This window comes from Curvibacter sp. EU05-FHT14A10 (assembly GCF_058791075.1).
In genome coordinates this window covers 407,560-433,906 of the sequence record NZ_JBYTDE010000005.1, presented here as the reverse complement: position 1 = coordinate 433,906, position 26,347 = coordinate 407,560, and the positions used below count along the sequence as shown (strand labels likewise).

Genomic DNA, 26,347 nt, shown 5'->3' with positions numbered 1-26,347 from the left:
TTGGCGCCTGGCGCTAGGCCTTTTGGATCTCCAACGCATCCGGCGAAATCAGTGTTAACAGGCCCTAGCTTCAGACAGGTGGCCCCGTCTCAGGGGCCGGGGTGGTTGGCACGCCCTGATCCAGGGCGGCCTGGTGTTGCGCCGCCAGGGCGCGGACGAAGGCCGGCCGATCCTGCAGGCGCTGCCAGTAGGCCTGGATGGCCGGGCTCATGCGTTCCAACAGGCCCAGGTGGCTGGCCACCATCAAGGCGTAACCCACCGACACGTCGGCGGCCGTGAATCGGCCCCCACACAGCCAGGGGGCACCCGTGGCCAGCGCCGCGTCCACCGCCTTGAGCCGGGCCAGAAACCAGCGGCTGTAATCCTCCACGACCTGGGGCTGGCGCCGCTCGGGCGGCTCGAATCGGCCATAGCGCAGGACCAGGGTCTGCGGAAAGGTCAGGGTGGCCTCGCCTTGGTGCAACCAGTTCAGCCAAGGGGCGTAGTCAGGCTCGTCGGGCGTCACCGCCAGTGGGGTGCCCGGCACACGGCTGGTCAGGTACTGGCAGATGGCTGCCGACTCGGTCATGCGCACGGCGCCGTCCTCCAGCAAGGGCACGGTGCCCAGCGGGTTGTCCGCCAGGAACTCGCGCTGCCACACCCGGGGTGGAAAGGGCAGCATGCGCAAACGGTAGGGCAGGGCCAGTTCCTCCAGCATCCACAGGGGGCGGAATGAACGGGCACTGACGCAGTGATGCAGCGTGATCATGGGGGTGTGTCTCCTGGGGTGATGCGTTCGCTGCCCACAGCGTAGCGGCACCCGCCAGCCGTGGTGTGCCACGGCCGGTGCAAATCCGGCCACGGTGACGTTGGGACTTCAGCCGGCGCCGGCCTGGCGCCGGAACTCCGCCGGCGATTGCCCCGTCCAGTCGCGAAAGGCCCGCATGAAGCTTTTCTCGTTGCGAAAGCCCGCCGCCTCGGCCACTTGCTTGATGGGGCGGCTGGTGCGCAGCAGCAACTCGGTGGCGCGCTCGCGGCGCACCTCGTCTTTCAGGGCCTGCAAGGTGGCGCCTTCGTCCTTGAGCTGCCGGTGCAGGGTGCGCGGCGAGATGTGCAGCCAGTGCGCCAGCGCCTCGGCGCTTTGAGTGTCCTGCGGCTGGCGGGCCAGCAACTGGCGCACCCGCTGCACCAGCAGCCGGTCGCGCCGGTATTGCAGCACGGTCAAGGGCAGGGCGCGCTGCAGCATTTGTTTGAGCGCGGCTTCGTCGCGCCGCAGCGGCATCTCCAGGTAGCGGGCGTCGAAATGGATGCCGGCCTGGGCGGCACCAAAGGCCACCGGCCCCGGAAACAACAGGGGATAGACCTCGGCATGGGCTGGCGCGGCCAGGGGGAACGCCGCTTGCTGCAGCGGCAGACGCGAGTCGATCAGCCAGCAGGCCAGGCCGTGGACATTGCGCAGCACCGACACCAGACAGAATTCGCGCAGTTCGCCCAGGTCGCGGTGCTCGGTGATGGTGAGGCTGCTGTGCCGGCCTTGCACGCTCAGGTTCAGTGTGATGTCGTCGGCAATCAGGCCGTGGTGCCGGCACCAGCGCTTCAGTGCCACGCCCAGCGACGGCGCGCTGATCGAGGCCCGGGCCAGCATGCCGTAGCTGCCCCAAGGCAGGCGCCGTCCGAACCAGCCCAGGGCCTCATCGTCCAGCTCCTGCATGGCGGCACCCGACAACAGCTCGAACTGCAAGGCGGTGACCCTTTTTTGAGCATCCAGGGTCTCATCTGGCGTGATTTGTGCCGCCTTCAAGGCCCGATCGGGCGTCAGGCCGCGTCGTTCATAGGCTTGGAGAATGGCCTGCACAAAGGCCATGGGGGTGGCCGCCTGTTGTGGCGCAGGCAAGGGGGGGCGGCGGGGCTCGGGCGACATGCGGTAAGTGTGCCGGTCAGTGGCGTGATTTGCAACCTTCTTGGCCTCGGCATTTTCGAGTCGCCGACGTATCCTGCGGAGCGGCGTCCCCTGAGGGCGCCACCCCGTCAGAGGAGACAAACACATGGTCCCAGCCGATACCGCCGCACCGGTGGCCCTGAGCTACGCCCAGGGTCGCACCGACACCGCCCTCATCGAAGACACCCTGGGTGATTTCTTCGATGCCATGGTCGAGCGCCACCCCGATCGCGAAGCCCTGGTCAGCCTGCACCAGGGTCGCCGTTACACCTACCGCCAGTTGCAGGCTGAGGTGAACCAACTGGCCAGCGCCTTGCTGGGGCTGAACCTCACCGTCGGCGACCGCGTCGGTATCTGGTCGCACAACAACGCCGAATGGGTGTTGATGCAACTGGCCACGGCCAAAGTGGGCCTGGTGCTGGTCAACATCAACCCGGCCTACCGCACCTCCGAGGTCGAATACGCGCTCAACAAAGTGGGCTGCAAGGCCCTGGTCAGCATGGCCCGCTTCAAGACCAGCGACTACCTGGGCATGCTGCGTGAGCTGGCGCCCGAACTGGCCACCAGTGTCCCCGGCCAGCTGCAGGCCAAGCGCCTGCCTGAGTTGCGCAACGTCCTCTGGATCGATGTCGAAGGCGAGGGGGCTGACGAGCCCGGCATGCTGCGTTTCTCCAGCCTGCTGGCCCGCGGTGACCGGTTTGATCCGCGACTGCCCTCGTTTGCGGCCACGCTCAAGGCCACCCAGCCCATCAACATCCAGTTCACCAGCGGGACCACCGGATTTCCCAAGGGGGCCACGCTGACCCATCGCAACATCCTCAACAACGGCTTCTTCATCGGCGAGGCCATGAAGCTCACGCCCGACGACCGCCTGTGCATCCCCGTGCCGCTGTACCACTGCTTCGGCATGGTGCTGGGCAACCTGGCCTGCCTCACCCACGGCGCCACCATCGTCTACCCCAACGATGGTTTCGATCCCCTGACCGTGTTGCAGGCGGTGCAGGATGAGCGATGCACCGGCCTGCACGGCGTGCCCACCATGTTCATTGCCGAGCTGGACCACCCCCGCTTCAAAGAGTTCGATCTGCACACCCTGCGCACCGGCATCATGGCCGGCTCGCCTTGCCCGATCGAGGTGATGAAGCGCGTGGTGGCCGACATGCACCTGGGCCAGATCACCATCGCCTACGGCATGACCGAGACCAGTCCCGTCAGCTGCCAGAGCAGCACCGACACGCCGCTGGAAAAGCGCGTCAGCACCGTGGGCCTGGTGCAGCCGCACCTGGAGGTCAGAATCGTCAACCCCGAAACCGGTGCGACCCAGCCCCGCGGCAGCTCGGGCGAGCTCTGCACGCGTGGCTACTCGGTCATGCATGGCTACTGGGATGACGAGGAAAAGACCCGCGAGGCCATCGATGCCGACGGCTGGATGCACACCGGCGACCTCGCCACCATGGACGCCGAGGGCTACGTCAACATCGTTGGCCGCATCAAGGACATGGTGATCCGGGGCGGCGAGAACATCTACCCGCGCGAGATCGAAGAGTTTCTCTACCGCCACCCCAAGGTGCAGGATGTGCAGGTGGTGGGCGTGCCCGACCACCAATATGGCGAGCAACTGTGTGCCTGGGTGGTGGTCAAGCCCGGCCAGACTTTGTCCGAGGACGAACTGCGAGCCTTTTGCAAAGGCCAGATCGCCCACTACAAAGTGCCGCACTACATTCGATTTGTATCCGGCTTCCCCATGACCGTCACCGGCAAGATCCAGAAGTTCAAGATCCGCGACGAGATGAAGACCCAACTGGGTCTTGAAGAAACCAAGACCGCCTGAGGCCCCCATGATTCTTGAAAGCAAACTCAACCCCCGTTCGGCCGAGTTCCTGGCCAATGCCAGCGCCATGCGCACTGTGGTCGATGACCTGGCCGTGCAGGTCGCCAGGGCGGCGGCTGGTGGCGGCGAGGCCGCCCGCGCCAAGCACACGGCCCGCGGCAAGCTGCTGCCGCGCGAGCGGGTGCAGATGCTGCTGGACCCCGGCACGCCCTTTCTGGAGCTGAGCCCGCTGGCGGCCCACGCCATGTATGGCGATGCGGCACCCTGCGCCGGTGTCATCACCGGCATTGGCCGCGTCAATGGCGTGGACTGCCTGATCGTGTGCAACGATGCCACTGTCAAGGGCGGCACCTACTACCCCATGACGGTGAAAAAGCACCTGCGGGCCCAGGAGATCGCAGCGCAGAACCACCTCACCTGCATCTACCTGGTCGACTCGGGGGGCGCCAACCTGCCCAATCAGGACGAGGTGTTCCCCGACCGTGACCACTTTGGCCGCATCTTCTTCAACCAGGCCAACATGAGCGCCCAGGGCATCTCGCAGATCGCGGTGGTGATGGGCAGTTGCACGGCCGGCGGTGCCTATGTGCCCGCCATGAGCGACGAGACCATCATCGTCAAGAACCAGGGCACCATCTTTCTGGGCGGCCCGCCCCTGGTGAAGGCGGCGACCGGCGAAGTGGTCACGGCCGAAGACCTGGGCGGGGGCGATGTGCACACCCGCCTTTCGGGCGTGGCTGATCACCTGGCGCAGAACGACCTGCACGCCCTGGCGCTGGCCCGCCAGGCCGTCAAAAACCTGAACGCCCGCAAGGCCGACCCGCTGCCCACCGACGCGGCCAAGCCGCCACGCTTCGAGGCCAGCGAGCTGTATGGCGTGATCCCCACCGACACTCGCAAGCCCTTTGATGTGCGCGAAATCATCGCCCGCGTCGTGGACGACAGCGAGTTCGACGAGTTCAAGGCCCGCTTCGGCACCACCCTGGTCACCGGCTTTGCCCGCATCGAAGGCATGCCCGTGGGCATCATTGCCAACAACGGCATCCTGTTCTCCGAGTCGGCGCTCAAGGGCGCCCACTTCATCGAGCTGTGCTGTCAGCGCAAGATCCCGCTGGTGTTCCTGCAGAACATCACCGGTTTCATGGTGGGCCGCAAGTACGAGAACGAAGGCATCGCCCGCAACGGTGCCAAGATGGTCACGGCCGTGGCCACCGCCAGCGTACCCAAGTTCACCATCATCATTGGCGGCAGCTTTGGCGCCGGCAACTACGGCATGTGCGGCCGGGCCTACAGCCCGCGCTTTCTGTGGATGTGGCCCAACGCCCGCATCAGCGTCATGGGCGGCGAACAGGCGGCCAGCGTGCTGGCCACCGTCAAGCGCGATGGCATCGAGGCCAAGGGCGGCCAATGGAGCGCTGACGAAGAGGAAGCTTTCAAGGCCCCGATTCGCCAGCAGTACGAAGACCAGGGCCACCCCTACTACGCCACCGCCCGCCTGTGGGACGATGGCGTGATCGACCCCGCCGACACCCGCCGCGTGCTGGCCCTGGGCCTGTCGACCGCCCGCAATGCGCCGATCGAAGACACTCGATTTGGTGTCTTCCGCATGTGATGTGTATATTTTTCTGAATCCATACACATTCGAGGCCGCCTGTGCGAACCAACATCGACATCAACGACGAACTGCTGGCGCGGGCCATGGCGGCCGGGGCGTTCAAGACCAAAAAAGAGGCTGTGGAGGCCGGCTTGCGCCTGCTGGCGCGCAAAGAAATCTACGACGGCCTGCTGGCCCTGCAAGGTCAGTTGCACTGGGATGATTCCGATGAGGGCTGGGCTGAGGCATCAGCCCAGACGGCAAGCCAGCATGGCGCGGCCATGGCCGTCGCAGAAACGCCCGCTCCGGCCTACAAGACGACGCCTGCCGTGGCTCGTCCAGTCAAAAGGCGGCGCCCGTGATTCTGGTGGATTCCAGTGTCTGGATCGATTTCTTTGCAGGCCGCAGCAACCGGGCTGTCGAGGCCTTGAGGGCATTGCTGCAGGGCAATCGTGGTGACATTGCGGTGGCCGACTTGGTGATGTTCGAGGTGTTGCGCGGTTTTCGTTCGGGGCGCGCGCTGGAGTTGGCCGAGCACTACCTGGGCAGTCTGCCGCAGGTCCAGTTGGGCGGCTCGTCGGCCGCCCTGCTGGCGGCCCGCGAGTACCGCAAGTTGCGTGCACGAAGCATCACCATCCGCAGCCCCATCGACATTCTGCTGGCCAGCTTCTGCATCCACCATGGCCACCAACTACTGCACCGCGATGCAGATTTTGACGTGTTCGAAACTTTGAGAGGACTCCCCACATGGCCGCGCTGAGCACCATCACCGTCGACATCGGCCCCGTGGCCCGTGTCACCCTGAACCGCCCCGACGTACGCAACGCCTTCAACGAGACCGTGATCGCCGAGCTCACCCAGGCCTTCCGCGATCTGGGACTGCTCCCCGAGGTCCGGGCCATCGTGCTGGCCGGCCAGGGCCCGGCCTTCTGCGCCGGGGCCGACCTGAACTGGATGCGCAGCATGGCCGACTACAGCCGCGAGCAGAACCTGGCTGATGCTGGGCAACTGGCCGAGATGCTGCGCGTGATCTACGCCTGCCCCAAGCCCACCGTGGCCCGGGTGCAGGGCGATGTCTATGCCGGCGGCACCGGTCTGGTCGCGGCCTGTGATGTGGCCATCAGTGTCGACACGGCGCATTACTGCCTCAGCGAGGTCAAACTGGGCCTGATCCCCGCCACCATCAGCCCCTACGTGATCCGGGCCATGGGCGCCCGCGCGGCCCACCGCTACTTTCTGACGGCCGAGCGTTTCAGCGCTGCCGAAGCCCTGCGCATCGGCTTCATTCATGAGGTGGCGGCGGCGGATGCTCTGGACGCCCGGGTGGACGCCGTCACGGCGGCCCTGCTGGCGGCCGGCCCCGAGGCCGTGCGCCTGAGCAAGCGCCTGGTGCACGACGTGGCCGGGCACGACATCGACGCGACGCTGATCGCCGCCACCGTCGAGCGCATTGCCGATGTGCGCGTCAGCCCCGAAGGGCGCGAGGGCATCCAGTCCTTTCTGCAAAAGCGCAAGCCGAACTGGCTTCTGGGTTGAGCCATGGGGTGCCTGACGACACGTTTGCGTCTTCTGGGCCAAGCCGGCCTGTTGATGCTCGCCCTGGGCCCGTTGGGCCAGGCCAGGGCGCAGACCCCCGCCGCCGCAGCGCCGGCCGAGCCTGTACTCGCGGCCGATCTCCGTGAAGAGATACAGCACATTCCCGTCACGGTGAGTGACCTGTACGGTCGTCAGGAAACGCGTCAGATTCCCATCACGGTGTTCCGGCCCGTGGGCGCGGGCCCGCACCCACTGGTGATCCTCAACCACGGCCGGGCCACCCGCGACAAGCGCGCCCAGCAGGGGCGCCAGCGCTACGAGCACCTGGCGCGCTACCTGGTCACCAAAGGCTTTGCCGTGATGCTGCCCACCCGCCTGGGCTATTGGGAAACCTACGGCGACTTCGACCCCGAAGACAGCGGCAACTGCAATGGCATGCGCATCGAACCCATGGCCAAGGCCGCCTCGGATCAGGTGCTGGCGACCCTGGCCTATGCCCAGAGCCAACCCGACATCGACACCTCGCGCTGGCTGGTCATGGGCCAGTCTGTGGGGGGGCTGACCGCTGTGGCCACGGTGGCGCGCCACCCCGCCGGGTTGGTAGGCGGCATCAATTTTTCGGGGGGCACCGGTGGCGACCCCGAGCGCCGTCCCGGCAATCCCTGCGGCCCGGCGGTGGTTGCCAAGGCCTGGGAGGCCCAGGCCCGACAGGCCCAGGTGCCCATGCTGTGGCTTTATTGGGCCAATGACCTTTACTGGGGCGAGGACCATCCCCGCCGCTGGCAACAGGCCTGGACGGCCGGTGGCGGCCAGGTGGCGTTCCACACCCTGCCGGCATCGGGCAAGGACGGCCACAACGGCATGAATGCAGACATGGACCACTGGGTGCCCCTGGTGGAGGCCTACCTGGCCAAGCTGGGCTTCACCCGATCGGGGGTGCCCACGGTGCCTGTTGCACAGGGCCAACACCGCGTCGACGCTGTGAACGAGGTGCCCATCAGCGACAGCGCTCGCGAGGGCTTCTACCGCAAATTCCTCGCCGCCCCGGCGCCCCGCGCCTTCGCCATCGGCCCCACGGGCAACGTGGGGTGGGCCACGGGCGACTGGGCCGTGGGCCGCGCGCTGGGCTTTTGTCAGGCCCGCAAAGGCCAAACCTGCAAGTTGTACGCCGTGGACGATCAGGTCGTCTGGGCACCGTGATTTTGGAGACCACCGTATGTTCAAGAAAATTCTGATTGCAAACCGGGGGGAGATCGCGTGCCGCGTCGCCGCCACCGCCCGCCGCATGGGCATCAAGACCGTGGCGGTCTACTCTGACGCCGACGCCCAGGCCAAGCATGTGGCCGCCTGTGATGAGGCCGTGCATGTGGGCGGCAGCGCGCCCAAGGACAGTTACCTGCGCTGGGAGCGCATCCTGGAGGCCGCCAAGGCCACGGGCGCCGAGGCCATCCATCCAGGCTATGGCTTTCTCAGTGAGAACGAAGACTTTGCCCAGGCCTGCGCGGCCGCCGGTCTGGTCTTCATCGGCCCGCCGGCCTCGGCCATCAAGGCCATGGGCCTCAAGGCCGAGTCCAAGCAGCTGATGGAAAAGGCCGGCGTGCCCCTGGTGCCCGGCTACCATGGCGCCGACCAGAACCCCGAGTTGCTGCAGCGCGAGGCCGACCGCATCGGCTACCCGGTGCTGATCAAGGCCAGCGCTGGCGGTGGCGGCAAGGGCATGCGTGCCGTCGAACGGGCTGAAGACTTCGCCGCCGCGCTGGCCTCGTGCCAACGCGAGGCCATCAACAGCTTTGGTGACGACGCGGTGCTGATCGAGAAATACGTGCAGCGCCCGCGCCACATCGAGATCCAGGTGTTTGGCGACACCCATGGCCAGTGCGTGTACCTGTTCGAGCGTGATTGCTCGGTGCAGCGCCGCCATCAAAAGGTGCTCGAAGAGGCCCCGGCCCCCGGCATGAGCGAGATCATGCGCCAGCAAATGGGGGCGGCCGCCGTGGCGGCCGCCAAGGCGGTGCAGTACGTGGGCGCCGGCACGGTCGAGTTCATCGTTGAGCAGCGGCCTGACGGTCGCATGGACTTCTTCTTCATGGAGATGAACACCCGCCTGCAGGTGGAGCACCCGGTCACCGAGGCCATCACGGGCCTGGATCTGGTCGAGTGGCAGTTGCGCGTGGCCAGCGGCGAGCCGCTGCCTTTGCAGCAGTCCGAGCTGCGCATCCAGGGCCATGCGATCGAAGCCCGTATCTGTGCCGAGAACCCCGACAACCAGTTTCTGCCGGCCACCGGGCGCCTCGACATCTACCGCAAGCCAGCCAGCACCAGCTTTGAGCGCGGCACGGTGCGCATCGACGATGGCGTGCGCCAGGGCGACGCCATCAGCCCGTTCTACGACTCCATGGTGGCCAAGCTGATCGTGCACGGCGCCACCCGCGAAGAGGCGCTGGCGCGTCTTGACACCGCACTGGCCCAGACCCACATCGTCGGCCTGGCCACCAATGTCCAGTTCTTGCGCCATGTGGTGCGCAGCCCGTCGTTCGCGGGGGCCCAGCTCGACACGGCCCTGATCCAGCGTGAGCAGGCGGTCCTGTTCAAGCAGGAGCCTTTGGGGCTGACCCTGGTGGCCGCCGCCGTGGTGGCCCAGACCCTGGCTTCGGAGCAGGCCTTGGCGGGTGCCGATCCCTTCAGCCGTCGCGACGGCTGGCGCTCGCATGGCGAGACCGTGCGCCGCTTCGCGTTCGAGTTCCATGGTGAACCCTGTGAGGCCCGCCTCACCTACGGGCACGATGGCCAGCTGCAAGTGTCGATGGGCGACAGCACCACCCCGCTGAGCTGGCGCCACGCCGCCCCCGGTTTGCTGCTCGAGTTCGGTGGCCGGCGCACCGTGGTGCAAGTTGATGTCCAGGGTGAGGTGGCCCATGTCTTTGCGGCCGAGGGGGCCTCCCAGATCACTGTGATCGATCTGCTGGCCCATGCCGGCGACAGCCATGGCGAGGGCGGTCGACTGACGGCGCCCATGCCGGGCAAGGTGGTGTCCTTTGCCGTCAAGCCCGGCGATGTGGTCCGCAAGGGCCAGCCCCTGGCGGTGATGGAGGCCATGAAGATGGAGCACACCATCGCGGCGCCTTCCGATGGCACGGTGCAGGAGCTGCTCTATGCCCCAGGCGATCAGGTCAGCGATGGTGCCGAACTGCTGCGCCTGGAGGTGGCCACCGCAGTCAAGGTGGCCGCCTGACCGGCGTGTGACTGCGGGCCGACCTGTGGGATGGCAGACTGCTGCACCATGAACATCACCCTCTGCCTCACCGATACCAAGCCCGAGCCCTGGCAGGCCGGCTTGTCCGCCGCCTTTCCCGATGCCCGGGTCTCTGTCTGGCAAGCTGGCGCCGCGCCGGCCGACTACGCCGTGGTCTGGGCACCGCCCCAGGCCTTTCTGGATCAACAGCCCGGCCTGCGTGCCCTCTTCAACATCGGCGCGGGCGTCGATGCCTTGATGAAAAGCCGTCTACCCGCCGGGGTGCCGGTGGTGCGCCTGGATGATGCCGGCATGTCGGTGCAGATGGCTGAGTTTGTGGCCCACTCCGTGATCCGGCATTTTCGTGAACTCGATGGCTACGAGGCCGATGTGGCCCAGGGCAAGTGGTCGTACCGCAAGCCGCGACTGCGCACCGATTTCACCGTCGGCGTGATGGGCCTGGGTGTGCTGGGCCAGCGTGTGGCCCAGGCCTTGCGCCTGTTCGATTTCCCGGTGCGGGGCTACAGCCGCAGCGCCAAACAGGTCGACGGCATCGAATGCTTCTCGGGACCGGTGGGGGGCGAGGGCTTCCAGGCCTTCTTGCGTGGCACCCGGGTGCTGGTCTGTCTGCTCCCCCTCACCCCCGAGACCGAGAACATCATCGACCGCAACACGCTGGCGGCCCTGGCCCCGGCGGCCTATGTGATCAACGTGGCGCGTGGCGCGCACCTGGTCGAAGCCGATCTGCTGGAGGCCCTGGCCAGTGGCCACGTGGCCGGCGCCACCCTGGACGTGTTCCGCACCGAGCCGCTGCCCGCCGGTCACCCTTTCTGGCAGCACCCACAGATCACTGTGACACCCCACACCTCGGCCCGCACCCTGCGCGAGGAAAGCATTGCGCAGATCGCCGGCAAGATCCGGGCCTTGCAGGCCGGGGAACCGCTGAGTGCGATCGCGGGCGTGGTCAGCCCTGAGCGCGGCTACTGAGGCCGGCGCATTTTTTTTGGAGACACCCCATGACATTGCCCACCCGCGTCAAACTGGTCGAGGTCGGCCCCCGTGACGGCCTGCAGAATGAAAAACAGCCCGTGCCGGCCGAGATCAAGATCGGCCTGGTGCACCGCCTGCAGGAGGCCGGCCTCACCCACATCGAGGTCACCAGCTTCGTCAGCCCCAAGTGGGTGCCCCAGATGGGTGACAACGCCGAGGTGATGGCAGGGCTGCAGCGCCGTGCCGGGGTGCAGTACTCGGTGCTCACGCCCAACCTCAAGGGCTACGAGGCGGCGGTGCTCTCGCGGCCTGACGAGATCGTGGTGTTCGGCGCAGCCAGCGAGGCCTTCAGCCAGCGCAACATCAATTGCTCGATCGCCGAGAGCATCGAGCGCTTCGCTCCCGTGGTGGCCGCGGCGCTGGCCGCCGGCATCCGCGTGCGGGGGGCCATCTCCTGCACCGTGGGCTGCCCTTACGAAGGTGACATCGCCCCCGAGCGCGTGACCCAGGTGGCCCGGCTCATGAAAGACATCGGCGTGCAGCATGTGGGTGTGGCCGACACCATTGGCGTGGGCACGCCCCTCAAGGTGCAGCGCGCCATGGAGGCGGCCCTCAAGGTGTATGCGCTCGACGACGTGTCGGGCCACTTTCACGACACCTATGGCCAGGCCCTGGCCAACACCCTGGCCACCTTGCAGATGGGGGTCTGGCAGTACGACACCTCGGTGGCCGGCCTGGGCGGCTGCCCGTATGCCAAGGGTGCCACCGGCAACGTGGCCACCGAAGACGTGGTGTACATGCTGCATGGCATGGGCATCGCCACCGGCATCGACCTGGACGCCTTGATCGACGCCGGCGACTTCATCAGTCGCCACCTGGGCCGGCCCACCGGTTCGCGGGCTGGCAAGGCCATCCTCAACAAGCGTGTGGCCTGACCGGTTTTTCCTCCTGGACCACCCGGTCATCCCGACGGCGGCACAATGCTGGCCGTGATGAACCCTGAGGAAGCCAGAACCATGTGTGGTGCCGAACTGAAACCCCTGCCTGACGGCGTGCAGCGCGTGGCCGCTGCGCTGCAGGCCAAGGGCCATCCCCACGCCCCGCAGATGCTGGGTGAATCCTGCCGCACCGCCCAAGAGGCGGCCGACACCCTGGGTGTGGCGGTGGGCCAGATTGCCAAGAGCATCATCTTCAAGCGCAAGAGCGACAACCTCGCGGTGTTGGTGATTGCCTCGGGCGATCGCCGGGTGGATGAAAAGAAGGTCGATGCCCTGGTGGGCAAGACCGGCCGCGCTGACGCCGATTTCGTGCGGGCCAGCACGGGCTTTGCCATCGGTGGCGTCTCCCCTGTGGGCCACCTCAACCCGCCGGTGACGCTGATCGACCGCGAACTGTTTCGCTTCGAAGAAGTCTGGGCCGCGGCCGGGCACCCCAACGGCGTGTTCCGCCTGCGCCCGCAAGACCTGGAAGCCCTCACGGGAGGCGCCCCGGTGGCCGATGTGGTGCAGGCCCCGACGCCATGAGTCAGCCGCTTGAACTGCTGGCCGCCAAGGCCGAGGCCGCCTTGGCTGCCGAAGACAACGTGCCCTCGCCCTGTGTCTCGGTGTGTCGCATGACGGCCGACCGCAGCCTTTGTCAAGGCTGCTACCGCACGCTGGACGAACTGCGGGCCTGGAGCGGAGCCTCCGACGGCTACAAACGCAGCGTCTGGCGCCAGGTGATGCTGCGCAGCGGCCTGGTGCGCGAGCCCCAGGCCTGAACATGGCCCCGAACCCAGGCCCAGCGCCTCAGGCCCGCATGAAACACATCGATTTCTACTTCGACTTCGTGTCCCCCTATGCCTGGCTGGCGCTGGAGCAACTGCCCCAGGCCCTGCAGGGCCTGAGTTACCACGTGAGCTACAAGCCCGTGCTGCTGGGCGCGCTGGTCAAGCAGTACGGCCACGGCGGACCGGCGGCGATCGCCCCCAAACGTGACTGGACCTACCGCCACGTGGCCTGGTTGGGGCACAGCCTGGGCGTGGGACTGCAGATGCCGGCGCAGCACCCGTTCTCGCCCGTGCCTTTGCTGGGCCTGGCCCTGGCCACCAGCGTGGACGGCTGCATCAGCCGCCATGTGGCGCGCGAGGTGATGCGCCATGTCTGGCACGGCGGCCACGATGCGCTCGACCCGGAGCGCCTGCTGGCCTTGCAGCAGCGCCTCACGTTGCGCCACGAGCCGGGCGCCGATGCCGTACGGGCCCGGCTGCGCCAGAACACGCAAGAAGCGCTGACCGCCGGGGCCTTTGGTGTGCCGGCCTGGCGGGTCGAGGGTCGAGTGTTCTGGGGCCTGGACGCCTTGCCCCTCCTGCGGGCTTGCCTGGCGGGTGACCCTTGGCTGGAAACCCACTGGGACTCCGTGCCTCAGGTGATGAACGGTCTGGGGCAGGGGCGCGAAAGCTGAACCTGGGTCAAGTCCTGATGTGATCGCGCACGCGACAATCCTCTGACAACACCGCAGCCCGCCCCGGCGCAGCGGCCCCTGATCGGAGACAAGCGATGCCCAACGCCTTCAATTTCTCGGCTTCGCCATTCGACTGCCTGAAACCTGACGAGCAGCGTCTGGTGCGCAACAGCGTCGATGTGGCCTACTTTCGCGCCGGCACCCCCATCCTCGAAGTGGGTTCCGTGCCCACCCATCTGTTTATCATCATCAAGGGCTTTGTGACCCAGCTCGATGGCGAAGAGGTCATCGGCAGCTACGGCCCGGACGACTGCTTTGATGGCCGAGGCCTGGTGGCCGGGCGGGTCAGCCACCGATTTGTGGCGTCTGAAGAGGTGGTGGCCTACCAACTGGCGCACCAGGCGGTCAACGAACTGATCGCGTCCAACGCCACTTTTGGCGCCTTGCTGTTCTCCGACCTCAGCAACAAGCTCAGCACCCTGGCCCAGCGTCAGGGCAGCCACGAGCTTCACTCGCTCACCATGGCCCGGGTCGAGGAGGCCTTTGTCCGCCCGGCCCCCACGGTGGAGGCCGACACCGACATCGTCACCGTGGTGCGTCGCTTTCAGGCGGAGAAAACCTCCAATGTGCTGGTGCGTGATGGCCGCAGCGACCCGCCTCGGCTGGGCATCTTCACGGCCACCGCCTTGCAGCGTGCCGTGCTCGATGGCCGACCGCTCGACCAATTGGCCGTTGGCGAGCTGGCCAGCTACCAACTGGTCACCGTGCGCCCGGGCGATCTGCTGGGCGATGCCATGGCCCTGATGCTGCGCAGCCGCGTGCACCGGGTGGTGGTGGCCGAAGGCGGCGAGGTGCGCGGCATCCTTGAGGCCTTGGACCTGTTCAGCTTCCTGGGCAACCATTCGCACCTCATCACGGTGCAGATCGAGCAGGCCCGCGATCTGGCCGGCCTGGAGCAGGCGGCAGGCCAGATCAACCGCATGATCGGCCTGCTGTCGCGCGGCGGCACCCGGGTGGGGCTGATTGCGCGGCTGGTACAGCAACTCAATCTGCGCCTGTTCGAGCGCGCCTGGGATATGCTGGCACCGCCCGAGCTGGTCGCCAACAGCTGCCTGTTCGTGATGGGCAGCGAGGGCCGCGGCGAGCAGTTGCTCAAGACCGATCAGGACAACGCCCTGGTGCTGCGCGACGGCTACGTGCCGCCAGCCGATCTGCAGGCCCTGTGCGAACGCTTCTCAGCAGCCCTGAGCCGCTTTGGCTACCCCGAATGCCCGGGACACATCATGCTGAGCAACCCGGACTGGCGCGGCAGCGTCAGTGAGTTCAGCCAGCGCGCCCGCGATTGGTTGCTGGTGCCCGATGCCGACAAGCTCATGAAGCTGGCCATCTTCATGGACGCCCACGCGGTGTGCGGCGATGCCTTCTTGCTGACTCGGGTGCAGGAGCAGGTGCAGGCGCTGTCGCTGGACAACGAAGCCATGCTCAGCCGCTTTGCCTCGGCGCTCGATGCTTTTGGCGAATCCTCCAATGGCTGGCTGCACCGCCTGTTCTCGCTGGGCGAGGACGGGCGTCAGCTCAACCTCAAGAAAGAGGGCATTTTTCCGTTGGTGCATGGGGTGCGCAGCCTGGCGCTGGCCCACCGGATCACCGAGACCAGCACCAGCGGGCGCATTGCCGCCCTGGTGGCCGCCGGGGCCCTCAGTGCCGACACGGCCACCGAATTGACCGACAGCCTGCAGGTGTTCATGGGCCTCAAGCTCAAGGCCGGCCTGGCCGAGATCGACCTGAAGCGCCCGGTCACCGGCGCGGTCGACTTTGCCCAGCTCAGTGCGCTGGACCGCGACCTGCTCAAGGATTCGCTGAGCGTGGTCAAGCGCTTCAAGGTGCAGCTGCGCCACCGTTTTCGCCTGGACGCCCTGTCATGAGCACCGTGCCCTTGCCCTCGGTGGCCAACCGCTGGTTGCAGCGCCTGCGCCGTGACTGGGCCTTGCGCCGGCTGGCCGACCCGTCGTTTGCATTTCTGTTTGACGACCCTCCGCCCGATGAGTGGGTTTCGCTGGATTGCGAGACCACCGGCCTCAATGTGCGCAGCGACGAGATCGTGTCCATTGGCGCCGTGCGCATCGTGGGGGACCGCCTCATGACCAGCGAACGGCTGGAGCTGCTGGTGCGGCCTGAGCGCGGTGTCTCGGCCGAGAGCGTGCGCATCCACCGCCTGCGCGAGCGCGACGTGGCCGAAGGCCTGCCCGCCGACGAGGCGGTGCGCCGCCTGCTGCACTTCATCGGGCCACGCCCGCTGGTGGGTTATTTTTTGGAGTTCGATGTGGCCATGCTCAACCGCGTGGTGCGGCCCCTGCTGGGTCAGCCTTTGCCGCAGCCCAAGATCGAGGTGTCGGCCCTGTACTACGACCACAAGTTTCGTCAGCTGCCCCCCTACCAGCAGCACGACAACGCCGACATCGACCTGCGCTTTGCCACCCTGATGGCCGACTTGCAGCTGCCGCTGCGCGATGCCCACGACGCCATCAATGACGCGGTGATGGCCGGCCTGGCCTTCATCAAGCTGCGGGCGCTGAAGAGCGGCTAGCGCCCGCAGCGCAGAAAAAGAAAAACCGGGCCGAGGCCCGGTTTTTTCATGGGAGGGAGACGGGGCGCGTCAGGGCGACCCGTTTCCGCTTCAGTGACCCGAGGCGCCCGAGGCACCCAGGCCGGTTTCCGAGCGCACCTGCTGCGAAGCGAAGGCTTCGCGTTCCTTGGCGGCCTGGCCGCTGCGGTCCAGGACCGAGAACAGCCACACACCGAAGAAGCCGATGGCCATCGAGAACAGGGCTGGCGACGAGTACGGGAACCAGGCCGAGCCCTTGGGGTAGCCCAGCGTGGCTTCCCACACCGAGGGCGACACGATGGTCAGGCCCACCGAGGAGATCAGGCCCAGGAAGCCACCGATCACAGCGCCCTTGGTGGTGCAGTCTTTCCAGAGCACCGACAGGAACAGCACCGGGAAGTTGGCCGAGGCCGCAATCGCGAAGGCCAGCGACACCATGAAGGCGATGTTCTGCTTCTCGAAGGCGATGCCCAGCACCACGGCGACGATGCCCAGGGCCACAGTGGTCATGCGCGACACCTTCAGCTCGGAGGCGCTGTCGGCCTTGCCGCTCTTGAACACGGTGGCGTACAGGTCGTGCGACACGGCCGAGGCGCCCGACAGCGTCAGACCGGCCACCACAGCCAGGATGGTCGCGAAGGCCACGGCCGAGATGAAGCCGAAGAACACGTCGCCGCCGACCGACTTGGCCACCAGAACCGCTGCCATGTTGGCGGTACCGGCACCGCCCTTGATCACGCCCTTGGCCACGTCGGCCATTTCAGGGTTGGTCAGCACCAGGGTGATGGCGCCGAAGCCGATGATGAAGATCAGCACGTAGAAGTAGCCGATCCAGGTGGTGGCCCACAGCACCGACTTGCGGGCTTCCTTGGCATCGGGCACGGTGAAGAAGCGCATCAGGATGTGAGGCAGGCCAGCGGTACCGAACATCAGGGCCATGCCGAAAGAGATCGCCGAAATCGGGTCTTTGATGAAGCCGCCAGGGCCCATGACCGACAGGCCGATCTTGGCCGCCTCTTCGGGCGACTTGCCGGCGTTGGCGGCGATGGCCGCCTTCACCTTCACACCTTCGGCAAACAGGGCTTCAGGGCTGAAACCATACTTGGCCAGCACCATGAAGGCCATGAAGCTCACGCCCGCCAGCAGCATGCAGGCCTTGATGATCTGCACCCAGGTGGTGGCCGTCATGCCACCAAACAGCACGTAGACCATCATCAGCGCGCCCACGATCACCACCGCCAGCCAGTAGTCCAGGCCGAACAACAGCTTGATCAGCTGGCCGGCACCCACCATCTGGGCGATCAGGTAGAAGGCCACCACCACCAGGGTGCCCGAGGCCGCAAAGGCGCGGATCGGAGCCTGTTGGAAGCGGTACCCTGCCACGTCGGCAAAGGTGAACTTGCCCAGGTTGCGCAGGCGCTCGGCCATCAGGAAGGTGATGATGGGCCAGCCCACCAGGAAGCCGATGGAGTAGATGATGCCGTCATAGCCAACGCCCATCACCATGGCCGAAATGCCCAGGAACGAGGCCGCCGACATGTAGTCGCCGGCAATCGCCAGGCCGTTCTGGAAGCCGGTGATGCCACCACCTGCGGTGTAGAAGTCGGCGGCCGATTTGGTCTTGGCCGCAGCCCACTTGGTGATCCACAGCGTGCCTGCCACAAAGGCGGCGAACATGACGATGGCGGTCCAGTTGGTGGCTTGCTTGGCGGCTTCGCCCAGATCACCGCCCGCCGCGAGGGCCGAGCCGCTGGCGGCCAGGGCCAGCGCGCCCGCCAGTGCGAATTGGAGTTGCTTGTTCATTTTGTGGCGTCCTTCAGGATGTCCTTGGTCAACTGGTCGAATTCACCGTTGGCACGCTTCACGTAGATACCCGTGATGATGATGGTGAAAACGATCACGCCCATGCCGATCGGGACGCCCAGCGTGGTCACGCCGGCGCCGATGGGCTGAGCCAGAAAGGCCTTGTCGAAGGCGATCAGGCCGATGTAGCCGTAGTACACGACCAGCATCAGGATGGTCAGGAAAACGCCCAGGCCATTGCGTTTGCGGCGCAGCTCCAGGTACTTCGGGTGGGTTTTTATCTTGTCGACAACAGGGTCGCTCATGTCTCTCTCCAGTAGTTGGAATGGATGCAGGGCGTGGCCCGAAAGCCACCGGCCACGAAACAATTCTGGGCAGCGTCCCTGACCAACTGCTTACGTAAGCCAGCGATAAGCCAGGCCGGGTGTGCGAGCGTCGAAAATCAGCAAACCCAGTCCCCATGCGGGTTTCAGCGGTGTTGTGGCGCGCTGAACGGTATGTGGTTGACCGTTCAGCCGTCGACGGGCGGCAGCGGGATCGGGTAAACCCCTGACCCGTGTTTACCCTTGCATCAGGGCTTGTCCCAAGTCTGTTTGTCAGGGTTCGGTCAGAGTAGCTTCTGATAGTGGCTGCCACAGCCTGGGCCGGATCGCTGGCCCCCACCAACGGAGACACACCATGGCAGCCCCTGCACGACCCATGACACCGGAGGAGCGCCGTGTCATCGTCGCGTCCTCACTCGGAACCGTCTTCGAGTGGTACGACTTCTACCTGTATGGTTCGTTGGCCGGCATCATCGCGCAGCAGTTCTTCTCGGGGTTGGACCCGAGTTCAGCCTTCATTTTTGCGCTGCTGGCCTTTGCGGCCGGGTTCATCGTGCGGCCCTTCGGTGCGCTCGTGTTCGGTCGGTTGGGCGACATGATCGGGCGCAAGTACACCTTTCTGGTCACGATCCTGATCATGGGCATGTCCACCTTCATCGTGGGCATCCTGCCCTCGTATGCCACGGTGGGGCTGGCGGCGCCGGTGATCCTGGTGGCCCTGCGCATGTTGCAGGGCCTGGCCCTGGGCGGTGAATATGGCGGGGCCGCCACCTACGTGGCCGAGCATTCACCGCCCGGGCGCCGTGGTGCCTACACGGCCTGGATCCAGACCACGGCCACGCTCGGCCTGTTCCTGTCCCTGGTCGTCATCCTGGGCGTGCGCAATCTGGTGGGCGAGGCGGCTTTTGCCGATTGGGGCTGGCGCATTCCCTTTCTGATCTCCATCCTGTTGCTGGGGGTGTCTGTGTTCATCCGCCTGTCCATGAACGAATCGCCTGCCTTCAAGCAGATGAAGGCCGAGGGCAAGACCTCCAAGGCCCCGCTGACAGAATCTTTTGGTCAATGGAAGAACCTGCGGGTGGTGTTGCTGGCCTTGTTTGGCTTGGTGGCCGGGCAGGCGGTGGTCTGGTACACGGGGCAGTTCTATGCGCCCTTTTTCCTGACCAACGTGCTGCGGGTGGATGGCTCCACCGCCAACATCCTGACCGCCGTGGCCCTGCTGTTGGGCACGCCTTTTTTCATCGTGTTCGGCACGCTGTCCGACCGCATCGGGCGCAAACCCATCATCCTGGCCGGTCTGCTGCTGGCCACCGTGAGTTACTTCCCCCTGTTCAAGGCGCTGACCCAGGCGGCCAACCCCGACCTGGCGGCGGCCCAGGCGCGCAATCAGATCGTGGTGATCGCGGCCGCGGGAGATTGCTCGTTTCAGGGCAACCCGGTGGCCCGTGAGATCGACTTTTACCGCTCGTGTGACATCGCCAAGCGCTTCCTGGCCCAGAACGCGGTGAGTTACTCCAATCAGGTGTCGGCGGCTGGCGGCCCGGCGCGGGTGCGCATTGGCGAGCAAGACATCACGGCCCCGGTGGGGCGGGTGGTCAACCACAAGTTTGACGATGAGAGCTATCGCGCCATCAGTGCATTCAAGAAGCAGGTGGGCGAGGCCCTGAAGAGTGCGGGCTACCCGCCCCAGGCTGATCCGGCCAAGGTGGACCATGTGACCATCGTGCTCATCCTGACCCTGTTGGTGATCTATGTGACCATGGTCTACGCACCGATTGCGGCCATGCTGGTCGAGTTGTTCCCCACCCGCATCCGCTACACCTCGATGAGCCTGCCCTACCACGTGGGCAACGGCTGGTTTGGCGGCCTGTTGCCCACCATCAGCTTTGCCATGGTGGCGCAGAACGGCAACATGTTCCATGGCCTGTGGTATCCGGTGGTGATCGCGGCGGCCACCCTGGCCATCGGGTTGGTGTTTGTGCCAGAGACTCGGCAGGTCGATATCTACAGTGGTGATTGAGTAGCGCCCCCACGCTCCCTCACTTCGTGTGGTCGCTGCCCCCCAAGGGGGCCGCAGGCCGCCTTGGGGCGGCCCGGCGCCGGCCTGACCTCTTCGTTATGGGCCTGAGCCGATCAGCCAGGGGGCGTTGCCAGCTGATCCTGCACTTGAGGTCCCGAGTCACCACTGTGAGGGTGCCGGTGGCGGGTTTGAAGGGCTTTGGCCTGTGTCATGCCGGCATTGCGGTGGCCTGCCTAGAATGTTTGGCCTCCACAGGAACCAGCCGACCATGACCCAGGGAATCATCAAAATCCGCGGTGCCCGCCAGCACAACCTCAAGAACCTTGATCTGGACATCCGAACGGGTGAGCTGACCGTGGTCACGGGGCCCAGTGGTTCAGGCAAGTCGAGTCTGGTGTTTGACACCCTGTACGCCGAGGGGCAGCGGCGTTACGTCGAAACTTTCTCGGCCTATGCGCGCCAGTTTCTTGATCGCATGGACAAGCCCGCCGTGGATCGGGTGGAGGGCGTACCGCCGGCGATCGCCATCGATCAGACCAACCCGGTGCGCAGTTCGCGCTCGACCGTGGGCACGATGACCGAGTTGAACGATCACCTGAAGCTCTTGTTCGCTCGCGCTGGCGCCTTGTTCGACCGCCAGACCGTCCAGCCGGTGCGCCATGATTCGCCCGAGACCATCTACACCCAGTTGCTGGCGCGGGCCCAGGCGGCCAGCGTTGACGGGGTGGAGCCGCGCCTGATCCTGACCTTTCCGGTCGAACTGCCGGCCAGCGCCACGGCCGACGAGGTGAGCCAGTGGCTGGCGGCCAGCGGTTTCACCCGGGTGCAGGCCGAGCGCGAGGTGGCCACGCCCACTGGTCCGCGCAAAGTTCTGGATGTGGTGGCCGACCGCCTGCGTGCGGGCAACGCCGAGAAAGTGCGGGTGATCGAGGCCATCGAGACCGCGCTCAAGCGCGGCAGTGGTCGGCTGAACGTCTATGCCCTGTCGGGCGAAGATGCAGAACCCCAGCTGTGGCGCTTTTCCACCGGCTTGCACTGCCCCGACAGCGACCTGCGTTACAGCGAGCCGATCCCGTCGGCGTTCTCCTTCAACTCGGCCGTGGGCGCTTGCGAGGTGTGCCGTGGCTTCGGGCGCGTGATCGGGGTGGACTACGGCCTGGTGATCCCGAACGACAAGCTCACGCTGCGGGCCGGCGCCATCAAACCCATGCAGACCCCGGCCTGGGCCGAGTGCCAGGACGACCTGATGCGCCATGCCGAGGCCGCCGGCATCCCGCGGGACACGCCCTGGTACAAGCTCACCCCCGAGCAGCAGAAATGGGTGATTCAGGGCTCACCCAACTGGAACGGCAAATGGAACCAGCACTGGTACGGCGTCAAACGTTTCTTCGAGTACCTGGAGACCAAGAGCTACAAGATGCACATCCGGGTGCTGTTGTCCAAATACCGCAGCTACACGCCTTGCGAAACCTGTGCGGGCGCGCGCCTGAAGACCGAAAGCCTGCTGTGGCGCATCGGCAGCCGCGAGGCCGCCGATGCCGTGTTGGCGCCGGCCAAGCGTTTCATGCCGGCCGGGGTGGCCTGGTCGCGCGAACAGCTCGAGGCCTTGCCCGGCCTGTGCCTGCATGACCTGATGCTGTTGCCGCTCGATCGCCTGCGCCGTTTCTTCGACGCACTGCACCTGCCGGGCCACGGTTCGGACGGCGAGGCCCAGGCCCTCAAGCTGCTGTACGAGGAAATCACCACCCGCCTCAGGTACCTGTGCGATGTGGGCATTGGTTACCTCACGCTGGACCGGCAAAGCCGCACCCTGTCGGGTGGCGAGGTGCAGCGCATCAACCTGACCACCGCGCTGGGCACCTCCCTGGTCAACACGCTGTTCGTGCTGGACGAGCCCAGCATCGGCCTGCACCCGCGCGACATGAACCGCATCACCGAGGCCATGCACCGGCTGCGCGATGCCGGCAACACCCTGGTGGTGGTCGAGCACGACCCGGCCGTGATGCTGGCGGCCGACCGCATGATCGACATGGGCCCGGGCCCCGGCGAACGCGGCGGGCAGATCGTGTTTGACGGGTCCACCGACGACCTGCGCCGTGCCGATACCCTGACCGGCCAGTACCTGGGCGCGCGCAAGCAGGTGGGCATGGGCTTCAAGCGCCTGGTCAGCGACAACACACCGCGCCTCATCCTGGAGGGGGCGCGCGAGCACAACCTGCAAAACGTGTCGGTCGAGATCCCGTTGCAGCGCCTGGTGTGTGTGACCGGGGTGTCGGGGTCGGGCAAGTCCTCGCTGATCCAGGACGTGCTGGCGCCCGCGCTGCTGCGCCACTTCGGCAAGGCCACGGAGACCCCGGGCCTGCATGACCGCCTGCTGGGCGCCGATCACTTGGGCGATGTGGTGTTTGTCGACCAGTCGCCCATCGGCAAGACCGCGCGCTCCAACCCGGTCAGCTATGTGGGCGCCTGGGACACCCTGCGCGAGATTTTTGCCACCGCGCCGATGGCCCGCCAGCGCAGCTACACCGCCAGCAAGTTCAGCTTCAACAGCGGCGATGGCCGTTGCCCCACCTGCGGTGGTTCGGGCTTCGAGCACGTCGAAATGCAGTTTTTGTCCGACGTCTACCTGCGCTGCCAGGATTGCGATGGCCAGCGCTATCGGCCCGAGATCCTGGAGGTCAAGATCGAGCGCGGTGGCCGCCACCTGAGTGTGGCGGATGTGCTGGACCTCACAGTCAGCGAGGCGGCGAGCCTGTTCGCCGCCGACCGCGAGGTGCTGCGCGCCCTGCAACCCATTGTGGACGTGGGTCTGGAGTACGTGAAGCTGGGCCAGCCCGTGCCCACGCTGTCGGGCGGCGAGGCCCAGCGCCTGAAGCTGGCCGGTTTTCTGGCCGAGGCCGCCAAGGCCGGCAGCAGCAGCCGCCAGCCGGTGGCGCGCAAGGGCACGCTGTTCCTGTTCGACGAACCCACCACGGGCCTGCATTTCGACGACATCGCCAAGCTCATGCGTGCCCTGCGCAAGCTGCTGGAGGCCGGGCATTCGCTGTTGGTGATCGAGCACAACCTCGACGTGATCCGTGCCAGCGACTGGCTGATCGACCTGGGCCCGGAAGGGGGTGACGCCGGCGGTCTGGTGGTGGCCGTGGGCACGCCCGAAGAGGTGCGAGCCCATGCCAGCTCACACACCGGCCAGGCGCTGCGGGAGTACGACCGGGCCATGGGCCTGGGTGCCTATTCGGTCGAGGAGGGCACGCCGTTGCAGGCCCTGGTGCGCCCGCGCCGGCAGGCCCCGGCCCATGGGGCCGATGCGATCCAGATCGTGAACGCCCGCGAGCACAACCTGAAGGGCCTGTCGGTCGACATCCCCCGCGGCAAGTTCAGCGTGGTGACGGGGGTCAGCGGCTCGGGCAAATCCACCCTGGCCTTCGACATTCTGTTCAATGAGGGCCAGCGTCGCTACCTCGAAAGCCTCAATGCCTATGCCCGCAGCATCGTGCAGCCGGCCGGGCGGCCCGAGGTGGATGCGGTGTACGGCATCCCGCCCACGGTGGCGATCGAGCAGCGCCTGTCGCGCGGCGGGCGCAAGTCCACCGTGGGGACCACCACCGAGTTGTGGCACTTTCTGCGCCTGCTTTATGTGAAGCTGGGCGTGCAGCACTGCGTCCACGACGGCGCCCCTGTGCAGCCACAGACACCCGACAGCATTGCCTCTCAGTTGCTGCGCCAGTTCCGTGGCCAGCACATCGGCCTGCTGGCGCCGCTGGTGATCAACCGCAAGGGGGTCTACACCGAGCTGGCCGACTGGGCCCGCCCCCGCGGCTACACCCACCTGCGGGTGGATGGCCAGTTTCTGCCCACCACGGGCTTTCCGCGCATCGACCGCTTCAAGGAACACACCATCGAACTGCCGGTGTGGAGCCTGATGGTGCGGCCCGACAACGAGGCCGAATTGCGTCAGGCCCTGGCCACTGCGCTGGAGCACGGCAAGGGCGTGGTCCATGTGCTGAGCGATCTGACCGGCCTCAAGGAGGCCATGGCCGAGGGGCGCGACACCTCGGCCATCGGCCGCCTGACCCCCTACAGCACCAAACGGGCCTGCCCGGTGTGCAGCACCAGCTATGCCGAGCTGGACCCGCGCCTGTTCTCGTACAACAGCAAGCACGGCTGGTGCCCCGATTGCGTGGGCACCGGCGTGCGCCTGAGCAAGGAGCAGCGCAAGGCACTCGACGATTCGGTGCGCGACGACGACAACAAGGGGCGTGAGCAGACCTTTGCCGAACCCGAGGTGGAAGACCTCAGCGATGAGGCCTGCCCGAGCTGTGAGGGCACTCGGCTCAACAAGGTGGCGCGGGCAGTGCGCTTTGCGCAGGTGGGCATCACCGACATCGCCCGTCGCTCGGTGCTGCAGGTGCGCGACTGGGTGGCCTCGCTGGCCCTGCCCGACGAGATGAGTGCGCGTGAGCGCGACATCGCCCGCGATCTGATCCCCGAGATTGGCAGCCGTCTCGATTTTCTGGACGAGGTCGGCCTGGGCTACCTCACCCTGGACCGCGGTGCCCCCACCCTGAGCGGTGGCGAAGCCCAGCGCATCCGCCTCGCGGCCCAGTTGGGCAGCAATCTGCAGGGCGTGTGCTACGTGCTGGACGAGCCCACCATCGGCTTGCACCCGCGTGACAACCAGATCCTGCTGAAGGCGCTGCAGAACCTCAGCGACAAAGGCAATACCCTGGTGGTGGTCGAGCACGACGAGGACACCATCCGCCACGCCGACCACATCATCGACATTGGTCCCAGCGCGGGCAAACGCGGGGGCCGCCTGGTGGCCCAGGGCACGGCCGCCGAGATCGGGGCCTGCGCCGAGTCGGTCACCGGCCGCTACCTGCTGCATGCCATCCGGCACCCGCTGGCCCCGCGCCGTGAGGTGCTGAGTGCGCCCGAAGGCGGTCAGTGGCTGAGCGTCGACGGCGCGCGCCTGCACAACCTGGCCAACATCACCTTGCAGGTGCCGCTCAAGCGGCTGGTGGCGGTGACGGGTGTGTCTGGCTCGGGCAAGTCGACGCTGGCGCGCGATGTTCTGCTCACCAATGTGCAGGCCCTGGTGCAGCAGCGCAGCACCCAGGCCGGGCGACAGGCCCAGGCCGAAGGCCGCCGTGTGGGCCTGGTCGGTTGCGCCGATGTGCAGGGCTATGAAGTGATCGACCGGGTGCTGGAGGTCGATCAGACCCCCATCGGCAAAACGCCGCGCAGTTGCCCGGCCACCTACATCGGGTTCTGGGACACCATCCGCAAACTGTTTGCCGAAACCCTGGAAGCCAAGGCCCGGGGCTATGCGGCCGGGCGCTTCTCATTCAACACCGGCGAAGGGCGCTGCCCGGCCTGCGACGGCGCTGGTGTGCGCACCATTGAGATGAGCTTTCTGCCCGATGTGAAGGTGCCCTGCGAGACCTGCCACGGCGCGCGCTTCAACCCCGAGACCCTGGCCGTGACCTGGCGTGGCAAGAGCATCGGCGACGTGTTGCAGATGGAAGTGGACGAGGCGGTGGACTTCTTCGCCTCCATGCCCAACATCAGCCACCCGCTGCAGTTGCTCAAGGACGTGGGTCTGGGCTACCTCACCCTGGGCCAGCCCTCGCCCACGCTGTCGGGCGGCGAGGCGCAGCGCATCAAGCTGGTGACCGAGCTCAGCAAGGTGCGTGACGATGTGACCCGGCGCGGCAACAAGGCGCCGCACACCCTGTACGTGCTGGACGAACCCACCGTGGGTCTGCACATGGCGGACGTCGAGAAGTTGATCCATGTGCTGCACCGCCTGGTCAATGGCGGCCACAGCGTGGTGGTGATCGAACACGACCTAGACGTGATGGCCGAGGCTGACTGGATCATCGATCTGGGTCCCGAAGGCGGGCAGGGCGGAGGCCGCATCGTGGCCGCCACCACCCCCGAGGGCCTGGTGCAGCGTGCCACCCACACCGGGGTGGCGCTGGCGCCGGTGCTGGCGCGCGGGGGACAGGCGGTAGCGGTCTAATCGTTTACGGTCATGGGACAAGGCTGCG

Annotated in this window: 20 protein-coding genes; 16 read left to right on the top strand and 4 right to left on the bottom strand. The window is 66.5% G+C overall.

The genetic code is table 11. The annotated features are described in order from the left end of the window. Positions 1–70: 70 nt before the first annotated feature. Positions 71–748: a glutathione S-transferase family protein gene (locus tag AC3WUT_RS12670; RefSeq protein ID WP_492347421.1), complete on the bottom strand. Its 678-nt coding sequence runs from the start codon at positions 746–748 to the stop codon at positions 71–73. Positions 749–856: 108 nt separating this feature from the next. Further along, positions 857–1,900 (bottom strand): AraC family transcriptional regulator, encoded by a 1,044-nt coding sequence (locus AC3WUT_RS12665; RefSeq protein WP_492347420.1) that lies wholly within the window; start codon positions 1,898–1,900, stop codon positions 857–859. A gap of 124 nt (positions 1,901–2,024) precedes the next feature. On the opposite strand from AC3WUT_RS12665, the gene AC3WUT_RS12660 reads away from it, so the two are divergent. From AC3WUT_RS12660 to AC3WUT_RS12595, 14 genes are all read left to right on the top strand, one after another. Then, positions 2,025–3,749: an AMP-binding protein gene (locus AC3WUT_RS12660; RefSeq protein WP_492347419.1), complete on the top strand. Its 1,725-nt coding sequence runs from the start codon at positions 2,025–2,027 to the stop codon at positions 3,747–3,749. Positions 3,750–3,756: 7 nt separating this feature from the next. Beyond that, positions 3,757–5,361 carry a carboxyl transferase domain-containing protein gene (locus AC3WUT_RS12655; protein WP_492347418.1) on the top strand — a complete coding sequence of 535 codons (1,605 nt, stop codon included), beginning with the start codon at positions 3,757–3,759 and terminating at the stop codon, positions 5,359–5,361. Positions 5,362–5,402: 41 nt separating this feature from the next. Beyond that, a complete protein-coding gene (locus AC3WUT_RS12650) occupies positions 5,403–5,705 on the top strand; it encodes a type II toxin-antitoxin system VapB family antitoxin (RefSeq protein WP_492347417.1) in 303 nt (100 codons plus the stop codon). After that, positions 5,702–6,103: a type II toxin-antitoxin system VapC family toxin gene (gene vapC / locus AC3WUT_RS12645; RefSeq protein WP_492347416.1), complete on the top strand. Its 402-nt coding sequence runs from the start codon at positions 5,702–5,704 to the stop codon at positions 6,101–6,103. Before AC3WUT_RS12650 ends, vapC begins: the two co-directional genes overlap by 4 nt. Beyond that, positions 6,091–6,879, top strand: coding sequence for an enoyl-CoA hydratase/isomerase family protein (locus tag AC3WUT_RS12640; protein WP_492347415.1), 789 nt, complete (start codon positions 6,091–6,093; stop codon positions 6,877–6,879). The genes vapC and AC3WUT_RS12640 overlap by 13 nt, the downstream gene beginning before the upstream one ends. Before the next feature lie 3 nt (positions 6,880–6,882). Continuing rightward, the gene (locus AC3WUT_RS12635; protein WP_492347414.1) at positions 6,883–8,079 is read left to right on the top strand and encodes an alpha/beta hydrolase family protein; all 1,197 of its coding nucleotides are present in this window, start codon (positions 6,883–6,885) and stop codon (positions 8,077–8,079) included. Between the two features lie 16 nt (positions 8,080–8,095). Continuing rightward, entirely contained in the window at positions 8,096–10,111 is a 2,016-nt protein-coding gene (locus tag AC3WUT_RS12630; protein ID WP_492347413.1) for an acetyl/propionyl/methylcrotonyl-CoA carboxylase subunit alpha, read from the top strand. A 48-nt stretch (positions 10,112–10,159) separates the two neighbouring features. Beyond that, the gene (locus tag AC3WUT_RS12625; protein WP_492347412.1) at positions 10,160–11,098 is read left to right on the top strand and encodes a 2-hydroxyacid dehydrogenase; all 939 of its coding nucleotides are present in this window, start codon (positions 10,160–10,162) and stop codon (positions 11,096–11,098) included. 29 nt (positions 11,099–11,127) lie between these two features. Then, on the top strand, positions 11,128–12,036 hold the full coding sequence (locus tag AC3WUT_RS12620; RefSeq protein ID WP_492347411.1) for a hydroxymethylglutaryl-CoA lyase: 909 nt from the start codon (positions 11,128–11,130) through the stop codon (positions 12,034–12,036). Between the two features lie 81 nt (positions 12,037–12,117). Continuing rightward, entirely contained in the window at positions 12,118–12,624 is a 507-nt protein-coding gene (locus AC3WUT_RS12615; protein WP_492347448.1) for a YbaK/EbsC family protein, read from the top strand. Then, a complete protein-coding gene (locus tag AC3WUT_RS12610; RefSeq protein ID WP_492347410.1) occupies positions 12,621–12,860 on the top strand; it encodes a DUF1289 domain-containing protein in 240 nt (79 codons plus the stop codon). The genes AC3WUT_RS12615 and AC3WUT_RS12610 overlap by 4 nt, the downstream gene beginning before the upstream one ends. Before the next feature lie 38 nt (positions 12,861–12,898). Further along, positions 12,899–13,543: a 2-hydroxychromene-2-carboxylate isomerase gene (locus AC3WUT_RS12605; protein WP_492347409.1), complete on the top strand. Its 645-nt coding sequence runs from the start codon at positions 12,899–12,901 to the stop codon at positions 13,541–13,543. 95 nt (positions 13,544–13,638) lie between these two features. Continuing rightward, entirely contained in the window at positions 13,639–15,468 is a 1,830-nt protein-coding gene (locus AC3WUT_RS12600) for a DUF294 nucleotidyltransferase-like domain-containing protein (protein ID WP_492347408.1), read from the top strand. Further along, positions 15,465–16,130 (top strand): 3'-5' exonuclease, encoded by a 666-nt coding sequence (locus tag AC3WUT_RS12595; RefSeq protein WP_492347407.1) that lies wholly within the window; start codon positions 15,465–15,467, stop codon positions 16,128–16,130. The genes AC3WUT_RS12600 and AC3WUT_RS12595 overlap by 4 nt, the downstream gene beginning before the upstream one ends. Before the next feature lie 90 nt (positions 16,131–16,220). On the opposite strand, the gene AC3WUT_RS12590 is transcribed toward AC3WUT_RS12595, so the two are convergent. Both AC3WUT_RS12590 and AC3WUT_RS12585 read right to left on the bottom strand, forming a co-directional pair. Beyond that, positions 16,221–17,951, bottom strand: a complete 1,731-nt coding sequence (locus AC3WUT_RS12590) for a cation acetate symporter (protein ID WP_492347406.1) — start codon at positions 17,949–17,951, stop codon at positions 16,221–16,223. Next, positions 17,948–18,256 carry a DUF485 domain-containing protein gene (locus AC3WUT_RS12585; protein ID WP_492347405.1) on the bottom strand — a complete coding sequence of 103 codons (309 nt, stop codon included), beginning with the start codon at positions 18,254–18,256 and terminating at the stop codon, positions 17,948–17,950. The genes AC3WUT_RS12590 and AC3WUT_RS12585 overlap by 4 nt, the downstream gene beginning before the upstream one ends. A 373-nt stretch (positions 18,257–18,629) precedes the next feature. On the opposite strand from AC3WUT_RS12585, the gene AC3WUT_RS12580 reads away from it, so the two are divergent. Both AC3WUT_RS12580 and uvrA read left to right on the top strand, forming a co-directional pair. After that, a complete protein-coding gene (locus AC3WUT_RS12580; RefSeq protein WP_492347404.1) occupies positions 18,630–20,294 on the top strand; it encodes an MFS transporter in 1,665 nt (554 codons plus the stop codon). Between the two features lie 268 nt (positions 20,295–20,562). Then, positions 20,563–26,319, top strand: coding sequence for an excinuclease ABC subunit UvrA (gene uvrA, locus AC3WUT_RS12575; protein WP_492347403.1), 5,757 nt, complete (start codon positions 20,563–20,565; stop codon positions 26,317–26,319). Positions 26,320–26,347: the final 28 nt, after the last annotated feature.